This is a genomic window from Peribacillus muralis (assembly GCF_001439925.1).
Lineage (GTDB): Bacteria > Bacillota > Bacilli > Bacillales > DSM-1321 > Peribacillus > Peribacillus muralis.
Window position 1 is genome coordinate 85,424 of record NZ_LMBV01000001.1, and the last position, 19,105, is coordinate 104,528.

General features: G+C 44.4%; 19 protein-coding genes and 1 other annotated feature. Of the genes, 13 read left to right on the top strand and 6 right to left on the bottom strand.

Annotated features, from left to right (window positions below; all coding sequences use genetic code 11):
- The first annotated feature begins 66 nt into the window (after positions 1 to 66).
- Both ASU00_RS00400 and ASU00_RS00405 read left to right on the top strand, forming a co-directional pair.
- A complete protein-coding gene (locus tag ASU00_RS00400) occupies positions 67 to 342 on the top strand; it encodes a DUF1294 domain-containing protein (protein ID WP_057911474.1) in 276 nt (91 codons plus the stop codon).
- A gap of 60 nt (positions 343 to 402) precedes the next feature.
- The gene (locus ASU00_RS00405) at positions 403 to 972 is read left to right on the top strand and encodes a TVP38/TMEM64 family protein (protein WP_057911475.1); all 570 of its coding nucleotides are present in this window, start codon (positions 403 to 405) and stop codon (positions 970 to 972) included.
- Positions 973 to 1,021: 49 nt separating this feature from the next.
- Here ASU00_RS00405 and ASU00_RS00410 read toward each other — a convergent pair whose 3' ends face one another.
- A complete protein-coding gene (locus ASU00_RS00410) occupies positions 1,022 to 1,405 on the bottom strand; it encodes a hypothetical protein (protein WP_057911476.1) in 384 nt (127 codons plus the stop codon).
- Between the two features lie 109 nt (positions 1,406 to 1,514).
- On the opposite strand from ASU00_RS00410, the gene ASU00_RS00415 reads away from it, so the two are divergent.
- A complete protein-coding gene (locus tag ASU00_RS00415) occupies positions 1,515 to 2,003 on the top strand; it encodes a dUTP diphosphatase (protein WP_057911828.1) in 489 nt (162 codons plus the stop codon).
- 64 nt (positions 2,004 to 2,067) lie between these two features.
- Positions 2,068 to 3,153, top strand: a complete 1,086-nt coding sequence (locus ASU00_RS00420; RefSeq protein WP_057911477.1) for a M42 family metallopeptidase — start codon at positions 2,068 to 2,070, stop codon at positions 3,151 to 3,153.
- 62 nt (positions 3,154 to 3,215) lie between these two features.
- Here ASU00_RS00420 and ASU00_RS00425 read toward each other — a convergent pair whose 3' ends face one another.
- The 4 genes from ASU00_RS00425 to ASU00_RS00440 all read right to left on the bottom strand — a co-directional run bounded on the left by ASU00_RS00425 (position 3,216) and on the right by ASU00_RS00440 (position 6,971).
- The gene (locus ASU00_RS00425) at positions 3,216 to 3,920 is read right to left on the bottom strand and encodes a LutC/YkgG family protein (protein WP_236712564.1); all 705 of its coding nucleotides are present in this window, start codon (positions 3,918 to 3,920) and stop codon (positions 3,216 to 3,218) included.
- Entirely contained in the window at positions 3,914 to 5,344 is a 1,431-nt protein-coding gene (locus tag ASU00_RS00430; RefSeq protein WP_057911479.1) for a LutB/LldF family L-lactate oxidation iron-sulfur protein, read from the bottom strand. The genes ASU00_RS00425 and ASU00_RS00430 overlap by 7 nt, the downstream gene beginning before the upstream one ends.
- A 23-nt stretch (positions 5,345 to 5,367) precedes the next feature.
- A complete protein-coding gene (locus ASU00_RS00435; RefSeq protein WP_057911480.1) occupies positions 5,368 to 6,084 on the bottom strand; it encodes a (Fe-S)-binding protein in 717 nt (238 codons plus the stop codon).
- Between the two features lie 167 nt (positions 6,085 to 6,251).
- Positions 6,252 to 6,971 (bottom strand): FadR/GntR family transcriptional regulator, encoded by a 720-nt coding sequence (locus ASU00_RS00440; RefSeq protein ID WP_057911481.1) that lies wholly within the window; start codon positions 6,969 to 6,971, stop codon positions 6,252 to 6,254.
- Between the two features lie 232 nt (positions 6,972 to 7,203).
- On the opposite strand from ASU00_RS00440, the gene ASU00_RS00445 reads away from it, so the two are divergent.
- The 6 genes from ASU00_RS00445 (at position 7,204) to ASU00_RS00470 (ending at position 13,838) form a co-directional block, all read left to right on the top strand.
- Complete coding sequence (locus tag ASU00_RS00445; RefSeq protein WP_057911482.1) at positions 7,204 to 8,316, top strand: CdaR family transcriptional regulator; 1,113 nt, start codon at positions 7,204 to 7,206, stop codon at positions 8,314 to 8,316.
- Between the two features lie 121 nt (positions 8,317 to 8,437).
- The gene (gene glcD / locus ASU00_RS00450) at positions 8,438 to 9,850 is read left to right on the top strand and encodes a glycolate oxidase subunit GlcD (RefSeq protein ID WP_057911483.1); all 1,413 of its coding nucleotides are present in this window, start codon (positions 8,438 to 8,440) and stop codon (positions 9,848 to 9,850) included.
- Entirely contained in the window at positions 9,847 to 11,172 is a 1,326-nt protein-coding gene (locus tag ASU00_RS00455) for a (Fe-S)-binding protein (RefSeq protein WP_057911484.1), read from the top strand. The genes glcD and ASU00_RS00455 overlap by 4 nt, the downstream gene beginning before the upstream one ends.
- 246 nt (positions 11,173 to 11,418) lie before the next feature.
- The gene (locus ASU00_RS00460; protein ID WP_057911485.1) at positions 11,419 to 12,348 is read left to right on the top strand and encodes a YsnF/AvaK domain-containing protein; all 930 of its coding nucleotides are present in this window, start codon (positions 11,419 to 11,421) and stop codon (positions 12,346 to 12,348) included.
- Between the two features lie 167 nt (positions 12,349 to 12,515).
- Positions 12,516 to 13,289: a YflT domain-containing protein gene (locus ASU00_RS00465; RefSeq protein ID WP_057911486.1), complete on the top strand. Its 774-nt coding sequence runs from the start codon at positions 12,516 to 12,518 to the stop codon at positions 13,287 to 13,289.
- A 159-nt stretch (positions 13,290 to 13,448) separates the two neighbouring features.
- Complete coding sequence (locus ASU00_RS00470) at positions 13,449 to 13,838, top strand: general stress protein (protein WP_057911487.1); 390 nt, start codon at positions 13,449 to 13,451, stop codon at positions 13,836 to 13,838.
- 33 nt (positions 13,839 to 13,871) lie between these two features.
- On the opposite strand, the gene sspI is transcribed toward ASU00_RS00470, so the two are convergent.
- Complete coding sequence (gene sspI, locus ASU00_RS00475) at positions 13,872 to 14,081, bottom strand: small acid-soluble spore protein SspI (RefSeq protein WP_057911488.1); 210 nt, start codon at positions 14,079 to 14,081, stop codon at positions 13,872 to 13,874.
- Between the two features lie 122 nt (positions 14,082 to 14,203).
- Here sspI and ASU00_RS00480 point away from each other — a divergent pair, with 122 nt between their 5' ends.
- The 3 genes from ASU00_RS00480 (at position 14,204) to pheT (ending at position 18,788) form a co-directional block, all read left to right on the top strand.
- Positions 14,204 to 14,956 (top strand): TrmH family RNA methyltransferase, encoded by a 753-nt coding sequence (locus ASU00_RS00480; RefSeq protein ID WP_057911489.1) that lies wholly within the window; start codon positions 14,204 to 14,206, stop codon positions 14,954 to 14,956.
- A gap of 50 nt (positions 14,957 to 15,006) precedes the next feature.
- Positions 15,007 to 15,247, top strand: a binding site (T-box leader).
- A gap of 58 nt (positions 15,248 to 15,305) precedes the next feature.
- Positions 15,306 to 16,346: a phenylalanine--tRNA ligase subunit alpha gene (gene pheS / locus ASU00_RS00485; RefSeq protein ID WP_057911490.1), complete on the top strand. Its 1,041-nt coding sequence runs from the start codon at positions 15,306 to 15,308 to the stop codon at positions 16,344 to 16,346.
- Positions 16,347 to 16,373: 27 nt separating this feature from the next.
- Entirely contained in the window at positions 16,374 to 18,788 is a 2,415-nt protein-coding gene (gene pheT / locus ASU00_RS00490; RefSeq protein WP_057911491.1) for a phenylalanine--tRNA ligase subunit beta, read from the top strand.
- The last annotated feature ends 317 nt before the right edge of the window (positions 18,789 to 19,105 follow it).

Here is a 19,105-nt window from a genome sequence, read left to right on the forward strand (position 1 = left end):
TCTACTGATATCAGCCACTCTCTTTTTTAGAGGGTGGCTTTTTACATATTTAAAGGAGGAATGAGGATGCAGGGAGTATGGTTCATTGTTGCATATATAATCATCACGAACATCATCGGGTTTGCCATAATGGGAATCGACAAAAGGAAAGCGCGTAATCGGGAGTACCGGATAGCAGAAAAGACACTTTGGTTTTGGGCGGTCATAGGCGGAGGGACCGGGGCTTTTCTGGGAATGAAGCATTTCCGCCATAAGACGAAGCATGCAGCTTTTAAGTGGGGCCTGCCCTTATTGATGATTCTTCAGATAGCCTTACTGATCAAGATATTCATTCAATGGTAATATGTAGCCCGTATAATGTATATGCTTGTAGAAGCAGCAAGAAGTAGCTGGAGGGAGAGCATGAATGATAAACTGACACTTGTGATGAGCTACGTTCAATCAGGCAGCGTGTTTGCACCGTTGATTTTTATCACGTTTCATTTATTACGGCAGTTTTTATTCATTCCCGTCATTGTGGTCTGCATGTCTGGGGGGGTGTTATTCGGGGCAGCTTTTGGAACCATATATTCGGTTATCGGCTTGACGTTATCGAGCATGATCTTCTATTTCGTGATAGGCAAATTCCCGAAAACCAAAGATAAGCTGCTGCGGCTTAAGAATAAGCTTTTCGGAAATCGAAAGCTGAACAGCCGGCAAATTGCCGTACTGCGGCTCATACCGTTCATCCATTTTCACTTATTGTCGCTTTGCTTATTGGAATCCAATAAGGGTTTGAAAGATTATCTTTACCTATCCTTCATGACTAATATCCCCCTTGCCTTCGTCTACACGGTTTTTGGCCACTATATTGCAGACTTCAGTCCGACGCTGATCGTCATCATTTTATTATCCTTAACCGTTTTGCTCTATTTATTGAGGGAGAAGCAGACCGTCGTTCCCTGGAAGGAATTTTTTCGATCTCATGATTAAAAAGAAAAGCCTTGAGGGAAGTGTACTCAAGGCTTTTCTTGCGTGACTGTCAATCATTCTTCAAAAATTCCTTAACCGGACTTTTCCAATCGATAACCGCATCGGGATATTGTTTTTTTATCGCTGCCTCGATTTTCAAGAAGTCAGTTCGCTTCAAGCCTTTCAAGCCGGCGACCGTTTTGGGCCAGATGAAGATCGATATGACCTCGAATGAGCGTTCCGTCGTTCCTAAATACTTTTCCCCTTCAAACATGACCCCGTTATACGTCAACAAAAAATTCTTGTGGATATTGGCTGTTTCGTCGAGAAGAAAGTATTTTTTCTGTTCATGTGCGAGCTCTAATTTTCGTTTTGGGTTCATTAGGTATTTGATGACCGTATATATGAAAAGGATGATGAAAGCCAAAAGAATGAACCGCAGTATCAATACCATGGAGCGACCTCCCTAAACAGAGTGATTCCCTTCATTTACGTATGGGTTTTTAATAAGTTTCATTTATTTGTTATAATTTAATGGATGATGATAGAAAGTAGTGATGAAAATGAACATAGTAAAATTATTGGACATGCAGGCGGCCTTGGATGAACATATTCAAGCCAAGCATGATTTAGGTGCAGAAAACTTGGTCGAACGGAAGATTCTCGCGCTGTTAGTGGAGCTTGGGGAGCTGGCTAACGAAACGAGATGCTTTAAGTTCTGGAGTCTTAAAGGCCCTGCCGAGAAAGAAACGGTATTGGCTGAATATGTGGATGGCATCCATTTCATTTTGTCACTTGGGATCGACCTTGGTTTTGTACCGGAAATTCAAGCGGTTCGAAAGAAGCAAGAGACTGATCTGACGACTCAATTCATTGCGATTTACGGCTATATCAGTGAATTCCGCATAGTACTTAACGAGGCAGCGTTTCAAAAGGTGTTTAGGGAGTATCTATATTTAGGGGAGATGCTCGGATTTTCCGCAGTGGATGTGGAACAGGCATATGTAAGCAAAAATGAAGTGAATTATGAACGCCAAAAGCAAGGCTACTGATTGTTTATGCGAACGATTTTTTGTATAATTATTCTTATGTTGTTAGAAACAGGGAGGAAAGAAGATGGCTCAATTAGATGAAACGTTGCGAATGCTCCGGGACTTAACGGATGCTAAAGGCATAGCAGGAAATGAAAGTGAAGTAAGAAAAGTGATGACCGAATACATAACACCATTTGCGGATGAAATATCGACAGATGGCCTGGGAAGTTTAATTGCCAAGAAAACGGGTGATGAAAACGGACCGAAAATCGTCATTACGGGACATATGGACGAAGTCGGTTTCATGATCACCCAAATTGATGACAAAGGATTTTTACGTTTTCAGCCGGTAGGAGGCTGGTGGTCACAGGTGATGCTTGCCCAACGCGTGACGATCGTCACGGGTAAAGGTGATGTAACAGGGATCATCGGTTCCAAGCCGCCGCACATCCTGTCACCTGAGGCGAGGAAAAAGCCAATCGATATTAAAGACATGTTCATTGATATTGGAGCAACAAGCAAGGAAGAAGTGAAGGAATGGGGCGTCAAGCCAGGAGATATGGTCGTGCCATATTTCGAGTTCACCGTCATGAATAATGAAAAGATGCTGCTTGCCAAAGCTTGGGATAATCGCATTGGCTGTGCCATCGCCATAGATGTGCTTAAGCAGTTGAAAGATAGTAAACATCCCAATGTCGTCTACGGAATTGGCGCCGTGCAGGAAGAGGTCGGCCTGCGTGGCTCGAAAACATCGACATTCAAGATCCAGCCGGATATCGGCTTTGCTGTCGATGTCGGCATTGCCGGTGATACACCGGGGGTAACCGATAAAGAAGCGATGAGTAAGATGGGGGAAGGCCCGCAAATCGTCATTTATGATGCATCGATGGTGGCGCATAAGGGATTGCGCGATTTCGTCACCGACACGGCTGATGAAATGAACATTCCTTATCAATATGAATCGATTCCTGGAGGCGGAACGGATGCCGGCTCCATCCACTTGACGGCAAATGGAGTGCCCGCATTGGCAATCACGATTGCAACCCGCTACATTCATTCACATGCGGCGATGCTGCACAGAGATGATTACGAGAACGCTGTCAAGCTCATTGTAGAAGTGATCAAACGCCTTGACCGTGAAGCCGTAGATCGAATCATTTACGAATAATTTTAACGAAAAGATAGTAATGGAGTGGACCAGAAAAAGGTCGACTCCATTTTCTTTTGCATCTACTTATCTTCGACGACAATATAGACCGCCTTTATGGGACCATGGACGCCAACGACTAGATCCATTTCGATATCGGCAGAATTGCTTGGTCCGGTTATGAAATTAATACAGGAAGGAATAACTTCACCACGGGAGACTTTCGAACGGATGGCCGCAGCAGCCTGGGTCATTCGCGGAACGATGGTGCTTTTTGGGATGATTGAAACATGGCAGGAGGGAAGGAAGCTGATGGATCGGCCATGATCCTTGCTGTTGAACAAGACGACGGTCGCTGATTCTGCCAATGTCATTTCACTGAATGTGATTCCGATGTTGGCACGCTCAGCTTTTTCTATGTTTTTTCTGCCAGCTTGGTGATCCCATACAAACGTGTCTTTTTCCAATAATAAATCATCCAATTCATACTCTGAAAACCGATCGTCCTTTGGGATGATCAAGGGGCCGTTACCAAGCTGCTCGATCACCTGATTTAAACGATGCTTCACTTGCGTAGAATCAGTCAGATGAAACTCGGTATGGACCCGTTTACACTGCTCCTGCAATTCCTCGACAAGCTCATTAGGTGTCGCCTGTTTCAAAACCTCCCTTTGGGGGGAGTTCTTCCAAACAGGCAGTGAAATGCCCTCGATTATAACAGGCCTTCCTAGGTTTTTGGCAATATTGGCTAAAAACGACTCTTCATTATGGATGGTTCCCTTCACGATGGGTTTCCTCCCTTCTCACGATTTTTGAACCAGTCCCGAAAGCTCTCTTTACCTGGCGCAGGAAACTCTCGGCTTTCTGTCCAGGACTTCAGCGGACCCGGCCCTTTTGAGATGCTATCTCCCGTTTTAAAAGGAGACATGGCAGAAGGGACCATTTTGGAACCAAACTTATAAAGCATAGGAGAGGCTGCGCCGATACCGAATGCCTTCATCGCCATCTTTTCCGAAAATGGGGCCATTTTTTCCTTTTCCACAATAACTTCACGATGCTTTCTGAGTAAATCGTGCAGGGGAATCTTAACCGGACAAGCCTCTGTACAGGCTGCACAAAGAGTCGATGCATATGGAAGCTCCTTGAAATCATCATATCCTCCGAGCAAGGGGGAAAGCACTGCCCCGATTGGCCCCGGATAAATGGAACCATATGAATGGCCGCCAACCTGGCGATAGACCGGGCATACATTGATACAGGCAGCACAGCGGATGCATTGAAGCACGGATTGAAACTCGGTTCCTAAAATGGAGGAACGTCCATTATCGACGATCACCAGATGAAATTCCTCTGGGCCGTCGACATCGCCTTCGTCTCGAGGACCGGTAAGGGCAGTGATGTAGCTGGTCAATCTTTGACCGACGGCGCTTCTTGTCAAGAGGCTGACAAGGACCTCGAATTCATCGAAAGTGGGGACGAGCCGTTCCATTCCCATCACGGTAATTTGCGTTTTTGGAAGAGCGGTGACCAGATCAGCATTTCCCTCATTCGTCACTAAACCAATCGAGCCCGTTTCCGCAATTGCAAAATTACAGCCGGTAATCCCCACATCGGCGCTTAAGAAATCCTTTCGCAGGATGCCTCGGACATGGGCGGTGAGCTCTTCTGGTTTTTCGGTTTGCGTATATCCCAGCTTCTCTTTAAATACTTCTCTAATCTGTTCTTTGTTTTTATGCAGGGCAGGTGCCACGATATGGGAAGGGGGATCATGATCATCCACCTGTAAAATGTATTCGCCAAGATCCGTTTCCACGACATCGAGGCCAATTGCTTCAAGGGCAGCATTCAAATTGATCTCTTCCGTGACCATCGATTTGGATTTCACGATTTTCTTGGCTTTCTTATTAACAATCACATCCTTGATGTATCCGCTTGCTTCTTCGGCGGTCTCGGCGAAAAAAACAAGACCGCCCCGTTTTGAAACATTTTCAGCAAGCTGGTGCAAATAGAAGTCAAGGTTGGCGAGGACATGCTGCCGGATTTCCTGCCCAAGTGACCGCCAATCCTCCCAATTGCCCAATTCATCTACTGCTGTCAGCCTTCGTCCATGCAATCGTTCTTGGGCACTCGATACGGCCATGCGCATAAAATCATTATGTAATCCTTCATCAACCCGTTCTTTAAATTTGGCCGAGCTCGTTTTCATAGCCATCGTTTTTCCCCTCCTTGCTTTCTTTACATACCATTCAGCACTTCCGCAATATGAAGCACTTGAATCGGTTCTCCTTTCCTTTGGATGCGTCCGCCGATGTTCATCAAACATCCTGAATCCCCGCCGATTAAAAAATCGGCGCCGGTGTCTTGAATATTGCAGACCTTCTCCTCTACCATTTGTCCGGAAATATCGCCCATTTTAACTGAAAATGTGCCGCCGAATCCGCAGCAGTTCTGAGCATCCGGAAGAGGGGTCATTTCAAGGCCTTTAACATGGCTTAATAAAATCGAAGGGGCCTCCTTCACTTTAAGCAGCCTTGTCATATGGCAAGAAGTATGATAAGTCGCCTTTCCCTTAAAGGTTGCCCCGACGTCGGTCACTTTTAAGACATCGACGATAAACTGGGTCAATTCATAGGTCTTTTCCGCTAATGAGATAGCTTTCTTTTCCCATTCGACATCTCCTTGAAAAAGAACCGGATATTCCTTGAACATCGCTGCACAGGAACCGGAAGGGGTGACGATGTGTTCAGCGTCTGCGAACGTTCTGATCATCTTTTTCATCGCTTCCTTCGAATCCTTTGTATACCCGCTATTATAGGCTGGCTGTCCGCAGCATATCTGGGACTCAGGGAAATCGATCTCACAGCCCAATCTCTCCAGCAGCTCCACCGTTGCTTTACCGACATTGGATTGAAACAGATCAACTAAGCATGTAGCAAAGAGAGTCACTTTCAATTTAAACTCCTCCTTTTCTTACTAGGTTATCAGGTCATCTGATGACTGAAAAATGGAAAAAGGAATACCGAACACCAATTTCCAATCTTGTACATGAAGAAGTCGTTTTCAAAATAATATCAATTTTATCTTTGTTTGTATAGAGTGTTTTGAAAATTATAACAATATCATCGGATTTTATTGATGACCCCGTCCAATGATCCCTCGACACATTGCAAATGAAACAGCATGGCATTGCGGGCTCCTGCTTCATCTTGCTCAACGATTGCCTCATAAATCCTTGCATGCTGCTGATAGAGCTGATTAAGCGTCATTTCTTCGGAATATAAGGCAGCCCTGCGGATATCACTCATCTTTTCCGTCATTAGTTCAGAAACGTGGTTCATCAAAGAAATAAGTAGCTCATTTTGTGAAGCGTTGGCCACGGCAACATGGAAAGCAATATCTGCTTTATCGCTCAATTCTTCATCGTCAGAGACGCTTTTCATATTGAAAAGCCTTTCCTTTAGTTCGGCAAGGTTTTCGTTCGTTCGTTTCTTTGCAGCAACTTCAGCCGTACCGGATTCAAGGATTTTGCGAACCTCGAGCAAATGCTTGATATTATCTTGATCCAGCAAAAGCGCAGCAGTCAAAGGATGATTCATGATGGCAGGGTCGAATGTTTTAACGAATGTTCCTTCCCCTTGCTTAATTTCAATGAGACCCCTTGAGCTTAAAGCACTTAGTGCTTCACGGATGGCCGAGCGGCCGACTTGGAAATTTTCTGCAAGCTGTTGAATGGAATCCAATTGATCACCTGGCTTCAAGGTACCAGACCGAATCATTTCATAAAGTTCATCGCTGACGACTTCATAAATTTTTTTCGGTTTTATTTTTTTGTATACCAAGTAGTAGCACCTCTATTTTCTATGAATTTCTCTAGTAAATAGTATATAACACAAATGTCCTTCACCATAAATAATCTTGATTTTATTCTAATAGCTGCTCGTATATGTGATTACCTTCTTGCAATATGGCGTCCTTTCCTCCTGGATGATACCATAAAGTAGAATAAGGCGCCCTTTTTGGAAAGGGGCCGCCAAAATATATTCCAAGCCCAATAGTGAAGGAGGAAGGTTCATGCAATTGTCAGCCGTGGCTGAAAAATTGGTGCAAGAGGTCCGTAAATTGATTGATGAGGAGATCATCATCATTGATCATGCTGGTACGATCATCGCGAGCACTGATGACAGCCGGATTGGCTCCTACCATGAAGGGGCGATACACGCTTTTGAAAACCGCGAGAAATTGATTATAAATAAACAGGATGAGCGAAGCTGGAAAGGGGTGAAGGCGGGAATCAACCTCCCGATTTTCTTTAATCAGGAAGCCGTTTGTGTAATTGGCATCACCGGGGATCCTGAACTTGTTTCCCCCTATGCCGAACTATTAAAAAAGATGACGGAAATGTTCATTCAGGAAAGCTATCACCTCGAACAGGAGGAATCTCAATCACGTCTGAGGGAATTCTTCGTCTTTGAATGGCATCAGCTTCAAACGTTCCATGAGCCGTTCCTTCAGAAGGCGAAGCTGCTTGGAATCGATGTTCATGTAGAAAGAACCATCATCCTAGGTGAATTCAAGACTGAAAAAGTCATTGAGCCACATGTGTGGAGGGCACTTCAGATTTACGTAAGGCAACAGCATCCATTGGACATCGTCGTCAGGTGGGGCCGGAATCAGTTCGTTCTTCTCTCAGCACCCGATTTTATCGAATCAAGAGATCAACAATTCATTAAATTACGTAAACTGCAAAGAAAGCTGGAAGATAGCTCTGGTTTTAAAGTAAGTGTGGGGGTTAGCTCGCCGATGTCTGGCTCCGCCTTCAGAAAGGCTTTTTTTAAGGCGGAGCGCTCGTTGAAAATTGCAATTCCATCAGCAGGGATTGTATTTGACGAGGATTTGAAGCTTGAAGTCCTGCTTGATGAGGTTACCGTAGAAACAAGAGGGGAATATGTAGCCCGGACAATTGAGGAATTGCTTCCCCATGAGGAGTTGCTTAAAACCCTTTCCATCTACTTTGCCTGTGACCTGTCCATGAAGGACACCGCGGCAGCCCTTCATATCCACATCAATACCCTCCATTATAGACTCAAGCGGATCGAAGACCTGACCGAACTGAATCCAAGGAAGCTGGCAGATTTGGTCACACTTTATCTAGCACTAAGGGTATTGGATAAACATACAGATTAATTGTGAAAAAAAATTAAAAATATGTATTTTCATACATAGATGATTGTGTCGTTGTTTCCTTATACTTAAATTATATCAAAGCTATCAATTGTGATTGTAATGAAGAGGGGGAAATTCAAACATGATAACAAAGCAGGTTAAGCAACTACTTCTTTCCATCGTTGGTGCGGAAAATTACGATGATTCGAAAGTGGAGTGCCTAGTTTATTCATATGATGCCACACCAGGATATCAAGCGATGCCTGACGCCGTCATTAAACCGGGGTGTACAGCCGAAGTGTCGGAAATCGTCAAGGTGTGCAACGAGCACAACATTCCGATCGTTCCACGCGGGTCTGGAACGAACTTGAGCGGAGGCACCTGCCCGACGGAGGGCGGACTTGTTCTATTATTCACTCGAATGAACGCATTGCTTGAAATAGATGAAGAAAACTTAACGGCGACGGTGCAACCTGGACTCATCACTTTGGACTTGATTTCAGCAGTTGAGCCGAAGGGCTTGTTTTATCCGCCGGATCCAAGTTCAATGAAAATCTCCACGATCGGAGGCAACATTAATGAGAACTCCGGTGGACTGCGAGGATTAAAGTACGGAGTCACCCGTGATTATGTCATCGGGCTTGAAGTGGTCCTTCCGAATGGGGACATCATACACACAGGGGGCAAGCTTGCGAAAGATGTAGCGGGGTATGATTTAACGAAGCTAATGGTCGGCTCCGAGGGAACGCTAGGGATCGTTACGGAAGCGATTTTAAAGCTGATCCCTATGCCGGAAACGACAAAGACGATGCTAGCACTGTATCAAGATCTGGATGCTGCAGCACAGTCCGTGGCTAAAATCATTTCAAATAAGATCATTCCTGTCACCCTCGAATTCCTTGATCGGCCGACGTTGGTCGTCGTTGAGGATTTTGCGAAAATCGGGTTGCCGACCAATGTGGAAGCGGTCCTTTTGATTGAACAGGATGGTCCTTTAGAAGTGGTGGAGCGTGATATGAAAAGGATGGCTGATATCTGCCTGGAAGAAAAGGCGGTTTCCGTGGAAATTGCCGAGACGGAGTCTGATGCAGCTGCGCTGAAAACGGCAAGACGTACTGCCCTCTCTGCACTGGCTCGGCTGAAGCCGACGACCATTTTGGAAGATGCGACAGTTCCCCGTTCGGAAATTGCCAAGATGGTTCGAGCGATTAATGAAATTGCCAGCAAGCATGACGTGAACATTTGTACATTCGGTCATGCAGGGGATGGGAACCTCCATCCTACATGTATTACGGATGCTCGTGATCATGAAGAAATGGAGAGGGTGGAGCTTGCCTTTGCCGACATTTTTGCCGCGGCTATCGATCTTGGCGGGACGATCACCGGTGAACATGGAGTCGGTGCAATGAAGGCACCTTATCTTGAATGGAAGCTTAAGAAGGAGGGGGTTGCCGCCATGAGGTCGATAAAGCAAGCATTTGATCCCAATAATATCATGAATCCCGGCAAAGTCTTTGCCAAGGAAAGCAGGAAAAGAGTGGTGGTTACTTCATGACGACCGTTCAGGAAAGAGAAGCGATTGCCAGTCAATTTGCGGAAAAAATGAATGAAGATGAACTGCTGAATTGCATGAGGTGTGGTTTCTGCCTGCCCCATTGCCCGACATACATTGAATCCGGGTTAAAGGAATCTCATTCGCCGAGGGGTCGGATTGCCCTGATGAAAGCGGTGACGGATGGAGTAATAGAGCCCGATGAAGATGTCGAACGTTCTTTAAGTTTATGCCTAGGCTGCAGGGCATGTGAACCTGTGTGCCCTTCCGGTGTGAAATATGGCCATCTTCTGGAAGAAGCAAGGGATATCATCCATCAGAATAAGGAACATAGTTTTCCTGTGAAGACAATCCGCAAGGCCGTTTTTAGCGGACTATTCCCACATCAGGAGCGAATGCAGAACATGACAAGCTTGCTTGGCTTCTATCAAAGGTCGGGTCTGCAATATATCGCCCGCAAAACAGGGGTCCTAAGCATACTGCCCGATAATTTGGCGACCATGGAAAAGGTGCTGCCAAAGGTTCCGAAGAGATCAGAAATGAAAAACAGGCCAACCGAGCTGCCTGCAATGGGTACGCTACTTAAAAAGGTCGCATTTTTTTCCGGCTGCTTAATGGATACGATGTTTCTGGAAACGAACAAGGCGACACTAAAGCTTCTTCAGCTAGCCGGATGTGAAATCGTGATTCCGAAATCCCAGGCTTGCTGCGGGGCGCTGCATGGGCACAGTGGTGAAAAAGATGGGGCAAAGCAATTGGCCAAGCGTAATATTGAAGCCTTTGAAGCGGACCGAGTGGATTATATAATTACGAATGCCGGCGGTTGTGGAGCTTTTCTCATCGATTATGACCATTTACTTCAAGATGAACCGGAGTGGCATGAACGGGCAATTGCTTTTAAAAATAAGTTGAAAGACATCAGTGAGATTCTCGTTGATTTACGCTTTCATGAAAAAACTCGCCTGAAATTGCCAGCTCAAACGATAACTTTCCAGGATTCGTGTCACTTACGAAATGTGATGAATACATCCATTGCTCCGCGAATTCTCCTTCAAGCAATAGAAGGAATCGATTTCCGCGAAATGAAGGATGCAGATCGCTGCTGCGGATCGGCGGGAATTTATAATATCGTCGAATCAGAGATGTCGATGAAAATTCTCGACACGAAAATGGAGCACACCAAATCAACGCAGGCGGACGTTGTCGTTACCGCGAACCCCGGCTGTTTATTACAAATGCAATTGGGGATCGAGAGGGAAAACTTGGGGGAATGTACGAAAGCGGTGCATATTGCAGACCTGCTTATGAAGGCTGTGGCTTTATAATAATAGAAGAAAAAGAGTGCAGGTAAAATATATATGGAATCATTTGGTTAAACATTACATTTGAAAAAGTCGAAAACCACTGTAAAGCCTGGATATTAGTAAAAAATTCGTTCTGTGCTGAGAACGAATTGTAAATGTTATAACAAAAAAGAAATATGAATTCCTCGTTTACTTAGGACTATGGCGGGTACTGATTATATATAGCATCCACTAAACAAAACAACAAAACCTAAGGAGGAATGTAAAATGAATAAAACAGTATATGGAGTATATGAATCAAACGCGGAAGTGATCCAAGCAATTAATGCACTTAAGGCAAAGGGTTTTGAAGGAGACGATATTACGGTCGTCGCAGACAAAGAAGAAACATTGGATTTCACGAACCATCAACGCGAAACGGATGTTCATACGATGACGAATGTTTCTAACGACGAATCATTTATGGACAAGGTGGCACGATTCTTCATGCCGGAAGATACGGCAGACCTTTCAACAAGATTGGCGAATGCAGGCCTTTCAAACAGTGATGCGGCTGAACATGTCTTTGATGTGGAGAATGGAAAAGTCCTGGTTCTCGTTGAAGAAGGTGAAGGCCATCTAGGAACGGCAAGAGATAAATTCACTACCGGAAATATGGACACTGCCGGAACAAGGCTTGATACAAACTCCACCAACCAACTATATAACGGCACTGAAAAAACCGATACACTAAATAAAGAAGATGTTTATGGAGTCAACGGACAAGGTCGTGAATTGCCAGAGGATGAAAGGACGCTTACACTACGAGAAGAACAGCTGAACATTGACAAACAAAGAGTTCAGACAGGTGAAGTCGTCATTAACAAAGAAGTCCATGAACAGCATAAAACCATTAATGTCCCTGTTGAACACGAAGAAGTGACAGTCGAGCATAGATCAGTTTCAGGACGGGAATCGAATCTGGAAGCCGGTAGCATTGAAAATGGGGAAACATTACGGATCCCCGTTGTTGAAGAAAAACTGGAAGTTTCGAAAAAACCGGTCGTCACTGATGAAATTGTGATCAAGAAACATGCTGTACAAGAAACGGAACAAGTTCAGGATACTCTTAAAAAGGAAGATATTCAGCTTGATAGTACAGATGAATCGATCGTGAATGAGGAAAAAGCAACTGATCGTAGAACCGACCGCTTCTAAGAGTGAAGGAAATGGCCTGCAGTTTTTAAAACTGCAGGCTTTTTTTGATTTTAAAGACTTATTAAGCTTCGAGGCTAGGGAGAGCAAACTTTTTTGTTTAATTAGCACCCATCAGGGTATAAATACACATAAGAAGAAATAACGGAATAATAGGAGGAGAAAGAAGCATGGGAAAAACATTATTTGGTGTTTTTAATACGGAAAGAGAAATAAACCAGGCTATACAATCCCTCAAGGAAAAGGGGGTCCATGAAGGAGAAATAACGGTAATAGCTGATAGGAAAGAAGATTTGAATTTTGTCAATGAAAAGCGTGATCCGGATGTCGAGGTCGTTACTAACTCTAACGAGGAATCCTTTATTGATAAAATGAAACATTTTTTCCTGAACGAAGGACATGGCGACATCAGGAACAGGCTAGGTGAAATGGGTCTTGCCGATAGTGAAGTGACCGCTTATATAAACGAAGTGGAGGCAGGGAAATTCTTGATTCTTACAAATGACAAGACAGCCGCGTCAGACGATATGCATGATGACGAACCACTTATAGAAGATCCGCTTAAAACAGGAGTGGTGAACAACCCCGACCCGAACCTTTTTCCGGAGACGACTGCTAATGCCTATCAAACACGGGAAGTGGAGGCACAGCCAGGGAGAAGCAAAGAACTGCACGGGAATTCTGCCGATATCTTTGAAAATCATGAAGAGCTGGACTCGAACCGAGCTCAAGAAAGGGAAATCAGGGCCAACTCCACTGAAAAATTTAAGCAGCAGGAGAAGGGGTACGGTGAAGGAACAGTGGCAAGCGACCCACATGCTGAAGCTTTTTCAGCCGATACCCAAAAAGGATTCGATTCAGAACGATCTCTGAACCGTGATGTTAAAGAGGATGAATTGGAAGACGATTATATCAAAAATCGAATCAACACCGATAAACTGTAAGAGCGCAAAATAACAGCCTGCCGGAGGCTGTTATTTTGTGGGTTTTTCAGCCATAAGCTAGCATTTCCCAATGCATTATTTGCTTGTTTATTGATAAAGCGACAAGGTATAATTACAGAGGAATTCTATTTCAAGTGAAGTAACAAGGAGGAAGAAAACATGGACAAAAACGTTTATGGTGTTTTTGACTCTAATCCGGAACTACTTGCTGCAATTCATGATTTACAAGCAAAAGGCGTGACTGGCATACAAATGACAGTGGCAGCTGACATAAAAAATGATGTGCAGCTAGGAAATGAACATACGGATATATTGATCATCGCCAACCAGGATAAGGATACGTTTCTAGAGAAAATCATTCATTTCTTCACGGAAGAAGGATCGGGGGATTTACGTACCTTTTTCATGAAATACGGGTACTCCGTAACCGAGACAAATGAGATCCTAAAAGAAGTAAGTGAGAAAAAATTCATTCTACTTCTCGATGAGGAAGTGTCTGTCGCTGAAATGAAGGCTGCCTCGGATAAAGTGGTACCGATGACGAAGTAAGCGAATCAAAAAAATAACAGCCTCCGAGGGCTGTTATTTTTTTAAACCTGCTTCAAGGGCAGTGATCATTTCCTGTTTTTCCTGCTCGGATGAATTTTGCCAGATGACTTCGAATAATACGCCCAAGCCAGGCAGCATTTTTTCCTCGCCGTTCTGTATCGCATCGACAATCGTGTCTTCCAGCTGCTCTTGCGAATTTCCAGATACATTTTGGATGATCGCATTACGTAGATTTAAATTCACAATTATTCCTCCTCTAACACATAATGACTGACATTAATAGCATTTCACAAACACACATGCAATATGTATGTGAATTGCGTTATAATAGGAAAATCAGTGTGAAGTTAAAGGAGCGTTTACCCTTGAAATATATCGAATCCGTAAAAAACCCGCAAGTTAAGCAATGGAAGAAGCTATTGACTAAAAAAGAGCGCGATAAGACAGGCAAATATTTAGTCGAGGGATTTCACCTTGTTGAAGAAGCATTAAAAGAAGAAATCGTCATCGAAGTGATCGTCAATGAAGAAATGGAAATGCGTGCCGATTTTAAACTCGAAGGCACGGAAGTCATTTATGTGAAACATGAAATCATGAAAGCGATATGCGATACGGAGGCCCCGCAGGGAATTGCTGCGGTGTGTGAACAGAAAGTAATGAGCATGGAGTCCATCAATCCGGATAAGCTATTATTGATCGATGCTGTTCAAGATCCGGGGAATATAGGTACGATGATCAGGACAGCGGATGCAGCTGGTATGGATGCAGTCATTGTTGGCGAAGGATGCGCAGATTTATATAACCCGAAGGTGGTTCGTTCGACACAAGGAAGCCTATTCCATATGCCTGTCATTAAAGCAAACCTATCCGAGATCATCGAAGAGCTGAAACAGGGCGGGACGCCGGTTTATGGCACGGCTTTGGAAGGTGCTTCACCATTTGAAGAAGTCGAGAAAACATCTCGATTCGCCCTGCTTGTCGGTAACGAAGGCCAAGGCGTTTCGAAGGAATTATTGGCGAAGACGACAAAAAACCTTTATATCCCCATCTACGGAAAAAGCGAATCGCTTAATGTGGGAATCGCTGCCGGGATTTTAATGTACCATTTGCGAAAATGAATTTGAAACGGCCGCCGAATTATACTATAATGAAACAGAATTTTATAATGCAAACAACGATGACGAAGAGTAGTAACTTAAGGTATCCATATCCAGGGAAAAAATGCCTCGACTGAAAGCATTTTTATGGCACTGCTTAAGGGAATTCACCTTTCGAGTTGGCATTGGGAAGACATATCGTCCGAAAAATGTTCCGGTGAAAAGCCGTTATTTTTATGAAGTGAGTGCAGGAGTTTATTTGTCCTTGCACTAATAAGGGTGGTACCGCGATACATAAACCTCGTCCCTTTAGGGATAGGGGTTTTTTTGTGTTCATTTTTACAAAAGGAAAATAAAGGAGGAAAACATGATGCAGGAACGTTTACTAGAACTGCAGGAAGAAGCGTTGCAAAAAGTAACCGCCGCTTCCGAATTAAAGGAACTGAATGAAGTCCGTGTTGCTTATTTAGGGAAAAAAGGGCCAATCACTGAGGTATTGCGCGGCATGGGTAAATTATCTGCCGAAGAACGCCCGAAAATCGGGGCACTGGCCAATGATGTACGAGAAGCGATCGCTTCCAAGATCGAAGAAAAACAAAAAGCACTTGAAACAGCAGCTGTCAATGCTAAGCTGGCAACGGAAACGATTGATGTGACTCTGCCAGGACGTCCGGTTAACAAGGGGAATCTTCACCCATTAACACGTGTTGTCGAAGAAATCGAAGACTTATTCATCGGGATGGGTTACACCGTTGCGGAAGGTCCGGAAGTCGAAAGCGACTACTACAACTTCGAGGCACTTAACTTGCCAAAAAGCCATCCCGCACGTGATATGCAGGATTCCTTCTACATCACGGATGAAATCCTGATGCGGACGCACACTTCACCGGTTCAAGCTAGAACGATGAAAAAACATAAAGGTCAAGGTCCCGTTAAAATCATTTGCCCAGGAAAAGTATATCGCCGTGATAACGATGATGCGACACACTCCCATCAGTTCCAGCAGATTGAGGGCCTGGTCATCGATGAGAACATCAGCATGAGCGACCTGAAAGGGACGCTTGACGTATTTGCGAAAAAAGTTTTCGGGCAAGATCGTGAAATCCGTCTACGTCCAAGTTTCTTCCCATTTACGGAGCCTTCTGTCGAAGTCGATATTTCTTGTAAAATCTGTGGTGGTAAAGGCTGTAGCGTATGTAAACAAACAGGCTGGATTGAAGTGCTTGGCGCGGGAATCGTTCATCCGAACGTCCTTGAGATGGCTGGCTTCGATTCCAAAAAATACTCTGGATTCGCATTTGGAATGGGCGTGGAACGGATTGCCATGTTGAAATACGGTGTGGACGATATCCGTCATTTCTATACGAATGATGTTCGATTCTTAAAACAATTCAACCATCACGAAGCATAAATTTAATTTTATAAAGGAGGACCTACCATGTTTGTCTCATATAAATGGTTACAAGATTATGTTGACCTTTCAGGCATCAATGCGACGGAGCTAGCTGACAAAATCACGAAAAGCGGCATTGAGGTTGAAGGGGTGGAAAAGAAAAGTGAAGGGCTAAAAGGAGTCGTCATCGGGCACGTCATCGAACGTGAACAGCATCCAAATGCGGATAAATTGAATAAATGCCAAGTTGATATCGGGGCCGAAAATCCCGTTCAAATCATCTGCGGGGCACCGAATGTCGATAAAGGCCAAAAAGTCGCAGTCGCTACTGTTGGCGCAGTCCTTCCAGGTAATTTCAAAATTAAGAAAGCGAAGCTTCGCGGAGAAGAATCGCACGGGATGATTTGCTCTCTTCAAGAATTGGGCTTTGAATCCAAGCTTGTTTCCAAGGATTATGCTACAGGCATCTTCGTCTTCCCTAATGATGCTGAAGTAGGGAAAGATGCATTGGAGGAACTTGGTTTAAGCGATGAAGTGCTGGAGCTTGGACTGACTCCAAACCGTTCCGACGCTTTGAGCATGATTGGTGTTGCCTATGAAGTGGGAGCGATTTTAGGCCGGGATGTGAAATGGCCGGCTATCGAGAAAGCAGAGGCAGCTGAAAAAGCATCTGATTATATCAGTGTCAAAGTGGAAGCGAAAGAAGATAACCCGATATACACTGCTAAAATCATCAAAGATGTAAAAGTCGGTCCTTCACCGCTTTGGATGCAGACTCGGTTAATGTCTGCAGGTATCCGTCCTCATAATAATGTGGTCGATATCACGAACTATATTTTACTGGAATATGGTCAACCGCTTCATGCCTTCGATTATGACCGCTTTGGTTCAAAGGAAATCGTCATCCGCAGAGCGAAGGATGCAGAGAAAATTGTAACATTGGATGAAACGGAACGTACGTTGACACCTGATCATTTAGTTATTACAAATGGCATTGAACCTGTTGCGATAGCTGGTGTGATGGGCGGAGCCGATTCCGAGGTGAAAAATGATACGACGAACATCATCCTTGAAAGTGCCTATTTTGCAGGTACGGTAGTTCGTAAAGCATCAAAAGACCATGGCTTGCGCAGTGAAGCGAGTGCCCGCTTTGAAAAAGGCGTCGACCCGGCAAGAGTTCGTGAAGCTGGAGAACGCGCTGCACAATTGATTGCACAATATGCTGGCGGAACAGTCTTACAAGGAGCAGCAGAAGTTGACGAATTGACAATGGAACCTGCAGTCATCAGTATCACTGTTGAAAAAATCAACACACTTCTTGGAACAGACATGACCGTAACTGAAGTGGAATCCATCTTCAAACGTCTGCAATTCGGCGTGGAACTTGACAATGAAACGTTCACGATCACTGTCCCGACGCGTCGTGGTGATATTACGATTGAAGCTGACTTAGTCGAAGAAGCGGCACGTTTATATGGATATGATAACATTCCGACTACACTGCCGATCGGTTCCGCTACCCCTGGCCAATTGACAGATTATCAAATGAAACGGCGGAAGGCTCGCCGTACACTTGAAGGCGCAGGTCTTTATCAAGCGGTGACCTATTCACTGACAAGCGAGGAAAAAGCATCACAATTCGCATTGGAAGCAAGGGAATCCATCCGATTAGCCATGCCGATCAGTGAAGAAAGAAGCCAGCTGCGTTTAAGCATCGTGCCTCAATTGCTGGAAGTCGTAAAATATAACAATGCCCGCCAAATCGATTCACTGGCACTGTATGAAATCGGTTCGGTATTCTTTAAGCGTGATGAACAAGAACTGCCTGAAGAAAAAGAACATGTTGCTGGAGCAATGACCGGCCTATGGGAGTCCCATCTATGGCAAGGCGAAAAGAAATCGGTAGACTTCTTTGTAGCTAAAGGCGTGATTGAAGCATTATTCGATACACTCGGGTTAAATGATCAAATCAACTACCGCCAAGCACAAATCAACGATATGCATCCAGGAAGGACAGCGGAAGTCCTATTGAATGGTGAAGTGATTGGCTTCATCGGCCAAGTGCACCCAACCGTCCAAAAAGACTTGGATATTAAAGAAACATATATTTTCGAACTTTCCTTAAAGGCATTGGCAGAAGCCGAAGTCGCGCCGATTGCGTATCAAACCATTCCGCGCTATCCATCAACGACACGCGATATCGCCCTCGTTGTCGATCAAGCGACTAAAGCAGGTGACATCCAGGATATTATTGAAGAAGCCGGAGGCAAGCTGCTCAAGGAAGTAAGCATCTTCGACTTATACGAAGGTGAAAGAATGGAGGAAGGCAAGAAATCGATTGCCTACTCACTGAAATACTTCGACCCGGAACGCACGCTAACCGACGAAGACATTACAAAAGCACATGAAAAAGTGCTTGAAGCCGTAAAAGAAAAAGCCGGCGCAGAACTAAGAGGATAAAACAAGAAAGACAGCTCCCAGAAACTAGGGGGCTGTCTTTCTATGAATTTACGAGTAAACCGCCCGAATTTGCGAGTAAAGTGCTCGAATTCGCGAGTAAAGCGCTCGAATTGGCGAGTAAAGTGAACCACCCCGCGATGCTTCATCCAAAAAAAGCGGCTGTTCCCTGGAAAATGAACTGCACCCCAATTGTTAGGCACAATCTAACAATTGGAGGTGCTATTTTTTTATGACTAAATATTCAACTAAAAGCTGTCCTTTTTTATTTAGAAGGAATGGACTCATTCAGAACTGTAGCCAATCAATTTAATATCATC